Origin of the sequence: Chitinophaga sp. CF418 (genome assembly GCF_900142925.1) — a bacterium.
Lineage (GTDB): Bacteria > Bacteroidota > Bacteroidia > Chitinophagales > Chitinophagaceae > Chitinophaga.
Window position 1 is genome coordinate 36,912 of the sequence record NZ_FRCN01000002.1, and the last position, 13,187, is coordinate 50,098.

9 protein-coding genes are annotated in these 13,187 nt (G+C 47.0%); 4 read left to right on the forward strand and 5 right to left on the reverse strand.

Annotated features, from left to right (window positions below; translation table 11 throughout):
• The first annotated feature begins 14 nt into the window (after positions 1–14).
• The gene (locus F3I09_RS04700) at positions 15–1,163 is read left to right on the forward strand and encodes a FecR family protein (RefSeq protein ID WP_149693899.1); all 1,149 of its coding nucleotides are present in this window, start codon (positions 15–17) and stop codon (positions 1,161–1,163) included.
• Positions 1,164–1,220: 57 nt separating this feature from the next.
• A complete protein-coding gene (locus F3I09_RS04705; protein WP_149693900.1) occupies positions 1,221–2,531 on the forward strand; it encodes a DEAD/DEAH box helicase in 1,311 nt (436 codons plus the stop codon).
• A gap of 52 nt (positions 2,532–2,583) precedes the next feature.
• Here the strand turns inward: F3I09_RS04705 and F3I09_RS04710 are convergent, their stop codons facing one another.
• The 3 genes from F3I09_RS04710 to F3I09_RS04720 form a co-directional block, all read right to left on the reverse strand.
• On the reverse strand, positions 2,584–4,098 hold the full coding sequence (locus F3I09_RS04710) for a SusD/RagB family nutrient-binding outer membrane lipoprotein (protein WP_188133691.1): 1,515 nt from the start codon (positions 4,096–4,098) through the stop codon (positions 2,584–2,586).
• A gap of 19 nt (positions 4,099–4,117) precedes the next feature.
• Entirely contained in the window at positions 4,118–7,399 is a 3,282-nt protein-coding gene (locus F3I09_RS04715; protein WP_149693902.1) for a SusC/RagA family TonB-linked outer membrane protein, read from the reverse strand.
• Positions 7,400–7,489: 90 nt separating this feature from the next.
• Positions 7,490–8,491, reverse strand: coding sequence for an NAD(P)H-dependent glycerol-3-phosphate dehydrogenase (locus tag F3I09_RS04720; RefSeq protein ID WP_149693903.1), 1,002 nt, complete (start codon positions 8,489–8,491; stop codon positions 7,490–7,492).
• A 159-nt stretch (positions 8,492–8,650) separates the two neighbouring features.
• Between F3I09_RS04720 and F3I09_RS04725 the strand changes: the two genes are divergently transcribed.
• Entirely contained in the window at positions 8,651–9,667 is a 1,017-nt protein-coding gene (locus tag F3I09_RS04725) for a hypothetical protein (RefSeq protein ID WP_149693904.1), read from the forward strand.
• A gap of 246 nt (positions 9,668–9,913) precedes the next feature.
• Here the strand turns inward: F3I09_RS04725 and F3I09_RS04730 are convergent, their stop codons facing one another.
• A complete protein-coding gene (locus tag F3I09_RS04730; RefSeq protein ID WP_149693905.1) occupies positions 9,914–11,959 on the reverse strand; it encodes a glycoside hydrolase domain-containing protein in 2,046 nt (681 codons plus the stop codon).
• Positions 11,960–12,068: 109 nt separating this feature from the next.
• The gene (locus F3I09_RS04735) at positions 12,069–12,353 is read right to left on the reverse strand and encodes a hypothetical protein (RefSeq protein ID WP_149693906.1); all 285 of its coding nucleotides are present in this window, start codon (positions 12,351–12,353) and stop codon (positions 12,069–12,071) included.
• 214 nt (positions 12,354–12,567) lie between these two features.
• Here F3I09_RS04735 and F3I09_RS04740 point away from each other — a divergent pair, with 214 nt between their 5' ends.
• Positions 12,568–13,122: an RNA polymerase sigma factor gene (locus F3I09_RS04740; protein ID WP_149693907.1), complete on the forward strand. Its 555-nt coding sequence runs from the start codon at positions 12,568–12,570 to the stop codon at positions 13,120–13,122.
• Positions 13,123–13,187: the final 65 nt, after the last annotated feature.

Here is a 13,187-nt window from a genome sequence, read left to right on the forward strand (position 1 = left end):
TTAATAATCACTCGATGGAATTAGACAGGGATCATATTCATCAACTGATGAATGAAAAGGTGATGGGGGTTATTAGCGAAACCGACGAGCAGCACCTTCAAAATGCATTAAAAGAGTATCCGGAACTACGAGCCGAATTAGATGAGCTCCAGCTGGACTACACTAATTGGTTAGGGCTTCCCTCCATACAGCAGATAGACAGTGAAGCCGCTTTCGCTTTAATAGAGGATGAACTGAGACGAAGGAGACAGCTTCGTAAACGGAGATTGTTTACTTACACCGTCATCTCTGCAGCAGCTACCGCAGCACTACTTATATTCTTTATATATCCCCTCTTCATAAACCAGTCCAATAAAAAAACTGGTTCAAGCCCCAAACTGGCATTCAATAAAACGCTTCAATTACAATTGTCTAGTGGGGAAGTAATAGACCTTTCCTCCAGACAAGACAATATTACAGTTAATGGTGGTACTCAGCTCAACAATACCAACAATTCCCTGACATATTCCGTTAAAGACAATGCTGTCGCTAAAGAGCAGATAAATAACTTGTGGGTGCCTCCAGGCATGGATTATCACATTAAACTATCCGATGGCACCCTTGTCTTTCTAAATAGTGCGACCACTCTCAAGTTCCCTTTCCGCTTTGCTGGCAACACAAGAGAGATCACTGTTGACGGAGAAGCCTACCTGCAGGTCGCCAAAGATCAAAACCGGCCTTTTATCCTGCATACCCCAAGGGGCACTGTACAGGTACTCGGCACTACCTTTAATGTGAATACTTATGACTCCGGCAGAGTGAAAGTGTCACTGGTAGATGGCGCTGTTTCTTTTGCTACTGCCGATAAGAAGACCATTCTTAAACCAGGACAGGCTATTACTTATTTGGAAACAAAAGGAACTGATGTTACTCCTCTGAGCGAAAACGAGCTACTCTGGATCAAAGGAAGATATAAACTGGATAATACTCCTATGACGGAAATCACTAAGGTATTACCCCGCTGGTACGGAGTAAAGGTTGTAATAGATAATCAGAAAACAGCTGAAAAGAAATTCACAGGCACTATCCTGAAATCAGAACCTATTCAGGAATTTCTTGATGCAATTAAGCTAACTACGGGAGCAGAATCTTACTACAAAGACGGCATATTGCACATCCGCTAATGACATGCAAGCTTTCCTATTCTTTCTCTCCCCAAAGAAATCCGTACTTTTGCCCCAATGCAAAAATACGCTAACATACTCTCCGCCTTCAAAATCGACGCGCTCAATGAAATGCAGCTCGCGAGTATTGAAGCCAATCAACAGGCTGACAATGTAATCCTCCTCTCCAATACCGGCTCAGGAAAAACACTAGGTTTCCTCCTTCCCGTACTGGAGCTATTAGATAAAAACGCGCCTGGTACCCAGGCACTCGTCATCGCACCATCCCGTGAACTGGCCATGCAGATTGAAAAAGTCTGGAAGACCATGAGCACGGGCTTCAAAGTGACCTGTTGTTACGGCGGACACCTAAGAGAAACAGAAGAAAACAACCTGCTGGAAGCCCCGGCATTGATAATCGGCACTCCTGGCCGACTGGGCGACCACATCCGCAGGGAGAATATCAAAACAGAAGGGATCAAAACCTTAATACTGGATGAATTTGATAAGTCACTCGAACTGGGCTTCCAGGAAGAGATTGAATTTATTCTCGAATCCCTCCCTAACCTGAAAAAACGTATCCTAACCTCGGCTACTGAAACCGTAGACATCCCTGATTTCGTCGGACTACAAGACCCGGTAAAACTGAACTTCCTGACCGAAGAAAAGTCTGAAGCCCTGGCTATTCAATACGTTGAAAGCGAGGACAAGGATAAAATAGACACCCTCTTCAGGCTGATCTGCTACCTGGGAAACCGGTCAACGATCGTATTCTGCAACCACAGAGAAGCAGTAGAGCGGACGAATGGCTTGCTGAAAGACAAAGGCCTGACTACCGTATTCTACCACGGCGCCATGGAACAACAGGAAAGGGACGCTGCATTGTGCAAGTTCCGGAATGGCACATCGAATATCCTGGTGACAACAGACCTGGCCGCCCGCGGACTGGACATTCCCAATATCAGGTACATCATTCACTACCACCTGCCACATACCGCCGACACATATACCCATCGTAACGGCCGTACTGCCAGGATGGACAAAAGTGGCACCGCTATCCTGATCATAGGACCAGACGAAAAGATGCCGGCCTATGTAGAGGAAGAAGTTACTCAGATCACGCTGGAAGATAATTACGAACTACCAGAGAAACCCAAATGGACCACCTTCTTTATCGGCGCAGGTAAAAAAGATAAAGTGAACAAGGTGGATATCGTCGGTTTCCTTACCAACAAAGGACAGTTAAAGAAAGAAGATGTGGGGCTGATAGAAGTAAAGGACTTCTTCTCTTTTGTAGGCATCCGTAAAAGCAAAGCTGCTCACACGCTGGCACTCATCCAGAAAGAAAAGATTAAGAATAAAAAAGTAAAGATCGACGTAGCGAAATAAAAAATCCGGCCGTTCACCAAGGGGCGAACGGCCGGACAATGCAAAAAAGAAATCATTTCGCAATCCAGGGACGCGTATTCAGGTCATCCGCACCCTGCCGGTCAACGGCTTTAGTACGGTTAGCACCGTTCAATGATTGCTCTTTCTGAGGGTAAATAAATCTTACAGGTACCTTGCCGTCATTCAGGTTAGAAGGTCCGGGAACAATCTCCGGCATGCCTGTCCTTTTCCAGTCAAACCAGGCTTCCAATCCATTAAAGTAATAAGCGATCCATTTCTGTAATGCGATCTTTGCCAGTTTCTCCGCCTGAGTACCGGTATAGGCTACTGCTGTCTGCGTCAGGTAGTTAGCAGGCATAGCTACATCAATGCCATATTGAGACGGCACGATGCTCTTCCAGTAATTGAAGTTGGCGGTGATACCATTGGCGTAATAAGTAGCCGCATCACCGGCAGTGATCATGTTACGCTCTCTTGCTTCCGCCAGGGAGAATTGTAGCTCAGCATAGGTCATGAGTAAGGCTCTTGGAGCAGCAGGATCTGGCGGTGCCTGGCCAATATCATTACATACCAGGCAGGCGAAAGTATAACCTATCCTGGATACACTTTGTACGCCACCGTTATATTTCAACGCATCAGCGTCGCTCAGTCCGTTAGGAATACCAGCTATTGCCGGCGTACCATCAGCTACAGACTTCTGCGTCGGACGACCAAACACTTTCAGACGGGTATCGCCTAGTGCGGTCAGACGGTCAACCAGTGTCTTACTTACCCTGAACTCATCAAATGAACCTACACGGGCAGTATACATCGGCCATTGGTTAGGCGCAGCGGATAGATATTTCAGTTCCGCATTGTCGTCATTACCGGTGAATACCGGATAAGTAGCAGGATCAGCAAGGATGCCAGCCATTTCCACACTTACATCTTTCTGCTTTGACAGACGCAGCAGATAACGAAGACGCAGCGAGTTGGCCAGCTTACGCCATTTTGTGATAGCCGTAGCGCCGCCACCATACAGGATATCCCCATCCAGATTAGGCGTCGCCTTAGCCAGAACAGTATTGGCTAACTTAAGATCCTTCAGGATACCGGTATAGATGTCCTCCTGCTTGTCATACTCAGGCTGATAAACACCTTCCAGCTTCGCCCTTCCTGCCTGTGAATATGGAACATCACCATAAGCATCCGTCGCCTGGGCAAACATCCAGGACTTCAGCACCAGGGCAACGCCGAGGTAAGGATTAGTAGAGTCAGTACCAACAGCCGTGAAAATATTCTGCAGATTACGGTAGTTATTATATACCGCATCCCATGTACCGTTCTGCTCTCCCCACAGATAACGGTCTTCGTTCACGAACTGGATCTTCGCATGATGCTGTACAACGATGTTGCCAATGCCCCAGGCGGAGTTCACCTGTTGGTTCATCATATTCCTGATCACACCGCTCAGTAACAGATCAGGGGTTACATTGGTGGGACTGTTCTCATTCGTGTTCGTTTCACTAAAGTCATGCGTGCAGGCGGATAAAAGACCGGCTAATAAAAATATCTTTAAGAATTTCATGATTGCTTTTTTTGGATGATCATAATTTGAAGCTCAGGTTCACACCGTAACTACGGCTGCTCGGTAAACTCATGTATTCAATACCTGGCAATGCAGTACCTCCGGAATAGGACATTACCTCAGGATCCACGTGTGGTACATTATCCCACACGAAGAGGTTACGACCTACCAGCGATACGTTCATACCTTTAATGATCCCCTTTTTGAATGAACCCGGGAAAGAATAGCCGATCTGCAGTTCACGCAGCTTCACAAAAGAAGCATCATACATCACCCCCTCTGCTATATTACGACCTCCGGTCCAGGCGCTGTGCCACTCACGCACACCCACCTTGGTAGTATTCTGAATGAAAGTGCCGTCTGCAGTCTGTACCACACCATTACCAATTACACCATTACCCGGTTTGCTCATATCATAACCATCTGCACGACCTTCCAGTGTTTCCTTGATGATACCACCTTCACGACCCACAGTCTGGGTATGGGAATACAGTTTACCACCATGACGGATATCGAACAACGCGCTCAGTCTTACACCTTTATAAGTAAAACTGTTACCAACACCCATCAGCCAATCCGGGTTATAGTTACCCAGCCTGATCCTTTCTGTAGTTGCTACCGGACGGCCATTCGCTGCGAATACCATCTGACCAGTGAACTTACCGCTCGGGTCATAGTATGCCCCCTTTGGATCTGAGCTCTGTACCCTCGCGAAACCGATACCGTACAGATCTCCCATACGCTCTCCTACCCTCGCCTCCACAGATACGCTTCTGTTAGCCATCACATAGTTCTTCAGACCATCAGTCAGCTCAATTACCTTACTGCGGTTAGTAGAGAAGTTCACGTAAGCATCCCAGGCGAAGCTTTGGGTTTTCACCGGAGTGACATTCAGCATCACTTCCCATCCATTGTTACGGATAGAACCTGCATTGATCACACGTGTTTCATAACCACTGGTGTTGGATAAAGGAATATTCAGGATCTGGTTCTTGGTATTACTCTGATAATAAGTCACATCCAGTCCGATCCTGTTCTGCAGGAAACGAATGTCTGTACCAAATTCAAACGCAGAGCTGATTTCAGGTTTCAGGTTCAGGTTGGATAAACGGTTGGTCTCTTCATATACCTGCCATGCGCCATAAGGATCGCTACGGTTGAATGTCTGTGTAAATGCAAAAGGATCGGTATCATTACCCACCTGCGCGAAGCTGGCTCTTAATTTAGCGAAGCTGATCACTGCAGGTAGTTTTATCATATCACTGATAATACCGCTCAGCGCAACGGAAGAATAGAAATAAGAGTTCTGTTCACTACCGAAAGCTTTCAGATCTTCCGGCAAGGTCAACGCACTGCTCCAGTCATTACGACCGGTTACATCCAGGAACAGTTTATTCTTGTAGGAAACCCCTGCTGAACCGTAGAAACTGTTGATGCGTTTACCAACATTGTTCTGGTTATTTACCAGCGCTATCCTGGAGTTGGTCAGGCGATAAATGCCCGGCAGATTCAATTGTCCGGCGATATCTTCATTGAAACGGGAAGTCTGGCGCATCTGGTTACCACCCAGGGTAGCGTTCACAGAGAAGTTACTGTTGATTTCTTTATCCGCAGTAAACAGAAAGTCTGTATTACGCTCCTGGTTGATGATATTCACCTCACGGTACTCACCAAATGGGAAACGCTGGGTACTGAATGCCCTGCGGTATTCCCTGCGCTCACTACTCCAGTCGGTAGCAGTACGCACCTGCAGGTTCAGCCATTTGGTCAGATCATATCTTAAGATGATATTTCCGATGATGCGGTCATAGTACTGACCATTGGTATTCTGGTAAACAGTAAAATAAGGATTATCATGATAGTTGTAGTTCCAGTTATACTGCTGCTTGCCTTCCAGGCCACGCATCCAGAGACGTTTCAGGTCGCTTACACGCACAGAAGCCGGTAACCAGCAGTTGAACAGGTACATAATACTTTCTGTACCATAACTGATAGAAGGACGGTTGTCACTTTCCCCCTTGATATAACTTACAAAAGCCCTTGCTGTGAACTTAGGCGTAAGGTGATACCCCGCAGAGAAACTGGTAGTATGCCTGTCGAGGCCTGTATTAGGCACGATACCCTTCTGATGCAGGTTGGTATAACTCAGACGGAAATCGCCGTTGTCGTTACCACCTACCAGGGCTACGTTGTTGGTAATAGTATTCCCGGTTTGCAGGAAGTTCTTCAGATTATCGTTATCAGGCAACCATGCAGATGGAGTGATCACACTACCTGCCGGTGCGTTCATGTCACCACCGGTATAAGGAATGGGCTGGCCATTCAGGGCACGGGGAGAGTTGAACTGCGGGAAGAGCTGTCCTTTGAAAGCAGGCCCCCAGCCCTCATCAGTACCGTCGGATAAGCCGGCGCCACCACCGTTTACAAAGGCGAAATCACCACCACTGGCATTACCCTGGCCATATGTTTTCTGGTATTCAGGCAGCTTCAGCGCTGATTCGAAAGTAACATTGCTATTCACTTCCACACCCAGACCTTTCTGTTTACGGCCTGATTTGGTTTTGATCATTACTACGCCATTCGCTGCGCGGGAACCATACAATGCCGCAGCAGCAGGACCTTTCAATACGCTCATGCTTTCAACATCATCAGGATTGATAAAGCTGGCGCCATTGCCGAAATCCACTTCCAGGTTGTTACTTCCTGATCCACCGTTGATGGCATTGCTGATAGGCACCCCATCCACCACATACAGCGGCTGGTTCTTGTTCAGATCTACTGAACGTTCCCCGCGGATAGATACCCTGGCGGAACCGCCCACTCCTGAAGAACTACCGATCACGGTCACACCGGCCACTTTACCGGCCAGCTGGTTCACAATATTGGATTCCCTGGCCACAGTAAGGTCTTCGCCTTTTACTTCCTGTAAAGCATATCCCAGCTTCTTACGTTCTTTTTTAATACCCAGGGCGGTTACTACTACTTCCCCCAGTCCCCTGGTATCTGTGGCCAGTACGATATTGGCGGCAGCAGCCCCCTTTACTTCCTGGGTAGTGAAGCCTATACTGCTGATAATAAGGATGTCGTTATTGCCGGCGGAGAGGCTGAAATTGCCGGCGTTGTCTGTAATGGTCTTTCTGGCAGCTCCTTTTACTTGTACGGTAGCTCCAGGTAATGGTTGCCGGTCGTCTCCGGATATTACTTTCCCGGTGATGACCTGCTGGGCCATCGTTCCAAAGGAAAATAAAAGGAGGAAAATACCTGCAAGAAATGTCTTCAGGCGCAGACTGGTTGCGGTCATAGCAGAATATCGGTTTTAGTAAGTTGATGAATCTGCTACGAAGGTTACAAACCAATCTTATCGCGGCTTTAACAAACCGTTAACAATCAGTTAAATAAATCCTTTCTCTAATGAGAGGAAGACTTCCCGGGGATTTAAATGCTGCCATAACATGGTGTAAACCGCCTGAGCCACAGGCATATAGGCGCCTACTTCCATGTTCATTTCGAACAGACACTTGCTGGCATAATACCCCTCGGCCACCATATTCAGTTCCAGTTGGGCCGCTTTTACAGAATAGCCCTTACCGATCATATTGCCAAAAGTACGGTTACGGCTGTGGAGGGAATAACAGGTTACCAGCAGATCGCCCAAATAGGCGCTGGCGTTATAATTGTGTGTGCCTGCTTCCGCATGGTCTTTTCCATAGGCATCCAGGAATTGCTGCATTTCCCTGAAGCAGTTAGTAATATATACACTGAGGAAGTTATCTCCGTATTCCAGGCCATGGGCAATACCTGCCCCCATTGCATAGATGTTCTTCAACACCGCCGCCAGCTGTACGCCAATCACATCGCGGTTCACGATCGTTTGCAGATAGCTGTTAGTGAACATATCTGCTATGGCTTGTGCAGATTTTTCCTGCAACCCCGAAAAGGTCAGGTAAGACAGTTTTTCACCCGCCACCTCTTCCGCATGACAAGGCCCGGTAATAGCAAAATACTGTTCGAGAGGAAAATCAAACATCTCAGACAGGTAATCATTGATCAACAGGTTGCTACCTGGTACTAGTCCTTTCACAGCAGAAACAATCTTTTTGCCTTTCAGCGCCTCCGGCGGTAACTGCAACATTACTTCTTCCAGGAATGCAGAAGGCACTGCCAGCACCAGCACATCACTGGCGGCAACTACCTGTTCCAGGTTGCTGCTCAGATCCACTAAAGTTGTGTCAAAATAAACTGAGGTGAGATAATGCCTGTTGTGATGACGCAGCTGCATATAACGGATCGTGTCTTCATTCCTGATCCACCAGGAGATCCTGTTCCCATTGTCCGTTAAAATCTTGGCCAAAGCTGTCGCCCAACTGCCGCTGCCGATAATACCTGCTTTCACTTATCTTTCTTTTTCCGCAAAGTAAGGAATTTACAGGCTAATATTACTATATCGTTAAGCCCGCCCCTACCCATGGTTAAAAAGCCCGCTCTGTGAAACTTATTCCCGTAGTACCTCATTATCCCGGCACTATTTATTAAAAGACACAATTGCGAACCTATGAAGACACTTCTCCACAAACTGAGCCTGCCAGCGCTCCTATTCGTGCTGGCATCCATGATCCTCGTTTCCTGTAGCAAAGAAGATGCACAAAAATTAAAACCGGAAACACTTGGCGCCACTCAGGCCGCTGCTGTAAACTTCAATGAGGAACTGGCGTATCGCTGGGCTCCTGTTCACTACCAGGATGTTGACCAAACCGGCGATTATGCTGTTGGCGGTAAGGCTGACTACATCACCGCTATCAATTTCGATGGTGACTGGGTTGGTACCAACAACTGGAACAACATTGCAGGTAACTACGCCGCAGCAGCCCATGTATATTATTCAGTAGCTGAAACCAATACACACTGGTTCATCAACTACGCATTCTTCCACCCACGTGACTGGACAGATAACCCTTTCGGTTACTACCTGGACCAGCATGAGAATGACTTCGAAGGTATCGAGGTTATAGTAAGAAAAGATGGTTCTACCTATGGTGCCCTGCAGGCAATGATAACCACTTTCCACAAAGATTTCTATAGCTATACCGTTTCCGGCAGCTCATGGCAGAACAACCACGAGACCAACGACGGTACCATCACTATGGAAACTTACAACAACGAATCTCACCCTACTACCGGTCAGGAAGCTAAAGGCCACGGTCTGAAGGCTTATCCTTATGTAAACATCGTTGGCGATGGTATCCGTTATGTGCCAGGCCGCACGGCCAGTGTTCCAACCAATCCGGATGACCGTAACGTATCCTACAAACTGGTTGACGTATTCGCTGCCGGTGGTTTATGGGAACAGCGTAACAACACCCAGCTGTTTAACAGCCCTTCCGGCGGCCTGGTTAGCAGCTACGGTGATGGTGGTGCTAATGCTCCGTGGGCATGGAATGACGGTGATGATGGAGATGTTCAGAGCGGTGAGGTCGCAACTGATCCCGCCAAGATGATCAACATCTACTACAAGAACCTGGGTACGTTCGATCTGACCTATATCTACAACCAATATAAAGGGATTAACTGATTCTAAACCGGCCGGTTTTTTAGGACTACTCATATATAAACTGTAGATAACCTACATATAACCCATATATAACCCATATCTTTTAAATATGGGTTATATATGGGTCATATATGGCTTATATATGGGTTATATATGGGTTATCTCCGGGAAAGCACTATAGTAGCGCACTTACAAAGACTGTATGAAAAGCTACAAATGTACCTTATTTGTTATCAGAGGACTTTACAACTGTAAAATGTACTATATCTATTGTCGGCTACCTATTTCTGCGATCCATTTGTTACTCAGCCCCTGTTTCTCATCCGGCTTATCGCCAGCCACAATTTCCAGCTTTCCTCCATTCGTGATCTCTGAATGAGTGATCCAGTTACGGTCCAGTTTCTTCCCGTTCAACCATACTTCATGGATATATACATTGCGGTCGCTGAAGTTCTTTACGTGAACAGAGAAGGGTTTGCCACCCGGCCATTGCCACTCTACCGACTCGAACAAAGGAACATTCAGGTAGTATACCGGCGATCCTATACAGGCAGGAAAGATGCCAGTGGATACCAGCACGAACCAGGAAGACATCGTACCGGCATCATCGTCCATCGTTCTGACATAGGCTGCGGGCTGGTTTTTGTAAATAAGATCTATCTCAGAGCCGATACCACGGCTGTTATCGTTGAAATAATGCTGTATCATGGTGTCCACGGCTATTTTGTGTATCACGGCCTGTGATTTCCACGGCTGGTTGGTTACATTGTACATGAAGGGTACCTGCAGGTCCGGCTGATTGGCATGGCAGTAATAATCGTTCCCGAAGAATTCATCCAGCTGTGAGATGTAAGCCTGCTCACCGCCACATAACTCCATCAGACCTTTCAGGTCAAAAGGCACGAACCAGCGGTACTGCCAGATGGTCCCCTGGTACAATCCTCTGGCCTGCATACGGTCTACATCCCTGCGGGTGAGGTCCTGGAAGTCTTTCTCCCAGTACTTTTTATACCCGGCCGCCTGCTGTCTGTATTGGTCGCCACGGGTCTTGTCTTTTAATGTGTAATAGATCTCTGACAATGCCCAGGCATCGTAAGAGGACTCCAATGCCTTATCAGGATGGGCATAGTCCAGGTTTTTTATCTCCGTCTCTACTGAATCAGCGATCGCTTTAAAATCCAGCTTATAGCCTTTTTTCATAGCATCGAGCAGTACCACGATGGCGTGTTCTGTTCTTACGGTAATAGAAGGCTCATGCAGGGTGGCATAGTCTTTCTTACCATGCTGATACAATCCGGCGATGGAGGTGGTCATATCCTGGTACTCCTGTGGGAAGGCGATGGACAATAAAGGCAGCTGTGCACGATAGTTGTCCCAGATGGCCCAGCCGTTGTAAATCTTACCGCTGGTATGCTGTAAGGAGCCATCGGTGGCTGTGTAAGTGCCATCGGGTTCTGATACTATATAAGGAGACTGTATAGACCTGTAAAACAGGGAATAGAATAACTTTTCCCTTGCAGGATCACCTTTCACTTTGATGTGGCCCAGCGCATTGTTCCAGTCCAGCTCACTTTTGCGTTTTACCACATCAAAAGCATCCCGGGTGATGGCGGCTTTTGCATAGGAAGTACCTACGGAAGACAATCCTACCCGTACGTCAAGGTCATCTTCTGTAGTAGCCGCTACCAGTTCATGCGCCTGGGTAGCCGTCCATTTTACGGGGTGGTCTGTTTCCAGGTAATAATAGATCCTGTATACACCCGCGCTACAGGTAGTTTTTGACTCGATCCAGCCGCTAACTGCATTCCCGTCGATAGTATGTTCCTCTGCAACAAAGCGGCCCACATGGGCATGTCCCAGGTCAAGCAACAGGCCTTTTTTACCTGTGGGGAAATGATACTGGTGCTGACCGCCATTTTTGTATACCGTGAAGGAGGCTTTAATGCCATTGGTAAATCCTACGTGATAGTGCCCCGGAGACGCCTGTTCCTCATACTTGATCAGATCTGCCTTTACAGGACCATCACCGAGAAAAGGACGCACCAGCAGGTTACCACCACATCCCTGGCAGCCTACACCCTCCATACGGTTGTGGGTAAAACCAAGGAACTCTTTGGCTAGGTATTCATAACCCGTATGGGTATCGGGATAGGTTTCCGGGCCAATGCTTAACATGCTGAAAGGATAAGAAGCGGACGGAGACATTTGTCCGTGATCCCCGGAAGAACCCAGGAACACATTCACCTGACCTGTTTGCTGAGCGACTGCTGAAAGCGATAACAGGCTCAGTAAGTATATAAGACTCTTTTTCATACAAAAGCAAAAGCCCTAAATATATAGCACACAGCCCGCATATAACAGTTAACTGTTACAGGCGGGCTGTTAAATATATATTACCAGTATTTGCTCCTGATGAAATGTATTATTCGGCTGCTTTTGTAGTTGCAGATTCTACCTTAGCAGGTTTTGCTGGTTTTGTAGCTTTTTTGGCTACCTTTTTCTTCGCAAGCGCTTTCTTCTTAGGCTTGTCCAGACCTTTACTCAACAGTTTTGCAGCTTTTCTGATCCTGTTTTTGAACTTTGTATCCCCCAGTTCATTTTTCAGGTCTACTAATAAGAGGTCCAATTTCTTTTCTATGGTGGTGCGTGCTTCTTTGCGGGATGCCTTGGCCGGCTTTGCGGTCTTCGCAGTATCTGTACTTGACATAACTTATGAAACGTTGGTTAAATATGATAACATAAATTTAATCTTAAATTAACATAGGCCAATGTTAAGTTTTCGCAGGCCAGTGCTACGGACAACAATTTCCCGGTTGTATATAATGCTAACGCGCCCTCCAATGTTAAGTCTTCATGATAATTTGGCATAGCACTTTCTTCAGCTCGCTCCTTCACCTATTTTTAGCGGCCGCCTGGAAATTATGACAACAGATCAACCTGAGAGACGATCAGACATCCCTCATACCGGAGAGTCGCCCGCCTTTGAAATCCTCTTTAACACTTACTGGGAATCCCTATACCAGTATACAGCCCGTGTATTATCCAGCGAGGCCGATGCACAGGACCTTATCCAGGACCTCTTTACAGATCTCTGGGAAAGACGGCATACCCTGCACATTACTTCCCACATCCGTTATTACCTGTTCAGTGCTGCACGTAAAATGATACTCCGTAAGTTCAGGGACGATGGGTTGAAGAAGAAACACCTGGAAAAGTTCGGACAGTATGGCGAACAGGGTTCTGAACTTACTACAAGCATGATCATACACAAAGACATCATTGCCCGGTTACAGGATGATCTGCGGGCGCTTCCTGAAAAGGAACGCCAGGTATTCACCTGGTCACACTTTGATGAACTAAGCATCCGCGAGATAGCATCAAAGACAGGGACGGCAGAACAAACCGTACGGAATCAGTTAAACAGCGCCTACCGGAAAGCGCGGGCATTGATGAATAAACTACTTATCCTTCTATAAGTCTTATACTCCCATCTAACCATTACGTAACAGACAAAAAAAAGCGGCCCCGTTTCTACGAGGCC

Bases quoted from the DNA above. Each gene is read 5' to 3' on its own strand.
- F3I09_RS04730 (WP_149693905.1), bottom strand. From the start codon at position 11,959: ATGAAAAAGAGTCTTATATACTTACTGAGCCTGTTATCGCTTTCAGCA.
- F3I09_RS04710 (WP_188133691.1), bottom strand. From the start codon at position 4,098: ATGAAATTCTTAAAGATATTTTTATTAGCCGGTCTTTTATCCGCCTGC.
- F3I09_RS04740 (WP_149693907.1), top strand. From the start codon at position 12,568: ATGACAACAGATCAACCTGAGAGACGATCAGACATCCCTCATACCGGA.
- F3I09_RS04715 (WP_149693902.1), bottom strand. From the start codon at position 7,399: ATGACCGCAACCAGTCTGCGCCTGAAGACATTTCTTGCAGGTATTTTC.
- F3I09_RS04725 (WP_149693904.1), top strand. From the start codon at position 8,651: ATGAAGACACTTCTCCACAAACTGAGCCTGCCAGCGCTCCTATTCGTG.
- F3I09_RS04700 (WP_149693899.1), top strand. From the start codon at position 15: ATGGAATTAGACAGGGATCATATTCATCAACTGATGAATGAAAAGGTG.
- F3I09_RS04735 (WP_149693906.1), bottom strand. From the start codon at position 12,353: ATGTCAAGTACAGATACTGCGAAGACCGCAAAGCCGGCCAAGGCATCC.
- F3I09_RS04705 (WP_149693900.1), top strand. From the start codon at position 1,221: ATGCAAAAATACGCTAACATACTCTCCGCCTTCAAAATCGACGCGCTC.